Source organism: Streptomyces turgidiscabies Car8, from assembly GCF_000331005.1.
Classification (GTDB): domain Bacteria; phylum Actinomycetota; class Actinomycetes; order Streptomycetales; family Streptomycetaceae; genus Streptomyces; species Streptomyces turgidiscabies.
Genome location: NZ_AEJB01000680.1, coordinates 1 through 842, shown reverse-complemented (window position 1 = coordinate 842; position 842 = coordinate 1). Strand labels below are relative to the sequence as shown.

2 protein-coding genes are annotated in these 842 nt (G+C 72.9%); both read right to left on the bottom strand.

All coding sequences use genetic code 11. The features are described from left to right. Positions 1 to 515 (bottom strand): amidase family protein (locus STRTUCAR8_RS47015; protein WP_044474105.1); only part of this gene is annotated, 515 nt, incomplete at its 3' end. Between the two features lie 63 nt (positions 516 to 578). Next, positions 579 to 842: biotin/lipoyl-containing protein (locus tag STRTUCAR8_RS47010; protein WP_044474104.1), on the bottom strand; the 264-nt coding region annotated here is incomplete at its 5' end.

The window sequence follows — 842 nt, the reverse complement described above, 5'->3', positions numbered from 1 at the left end:
AGGCCGACGATGCCGTTGAAGGCGGCGGGGACGCGGCCTGAGCCCGCGGTGTCGGTGCCGAGGGCGAAGTCGACGAGGCCCAGCGTCACGGCTGTCGCGGAGCCGGAGCTGGAGCCGCCGCTGATACGGGCGGGGTCGTGGGCGTTGCGGACGGCGCCGTAGGGGGAGCGGGTGCCGACGAGGCCGGTGGCGAACTGGTCGAGGTTGGTGGTGCCGAGGAGGAGGGCGCCGGCGTTCCGCAGGCGGGCGACGACCGGGGCGTCGGCCTCGGGGTGGTAGGCGTAGGCCGGGCAGCCGGCGGTGGTGGGGAGGCCCTGGACGTCGATGTTGCCCTTGGCGGCGAAGAGTCTGCCGGCGAGGGGGAGGTGGTCGCCTGCGGCGAGGCGTTCGTCGATGCGGGTGGCTTCTGCCTCGGCCTCGGACTGGGGGCGCAGGTCGATCCAGACCTCGGGGCGGTCCACGGCGGCTATGCGGGCGTAGGCCATACGGACTCGGGTGAGGGTGGGGGTCGACATCGGGGCTCCTTGGGCTGGGTGGTGCTGTCGGGCGCGAGGTGGTGGGCGGGGGCGAGGAGACTGCTACGTGGCCGGCGTCAGGACGAGCAGCGCCGTGCCTGCCTCCACCTGGGCACCCGGTCTGGTGAGGATCTCGTGGACGACTCCCGCTATCGGGGCGTGTATCCGGGACTCCATCTTCATCGCCTCAAGGGCCAGGAGCGGCTGGCCCGCTGTCACCTCGTCGCCCGGGGACACGTTCAACTGCCATACCGACGCGGCGAATTCGGCCTCGATCAGGTGGCCCCCGGCCGGGATCGTCACCTCGGTGACAGGGGCGGGAGGTGC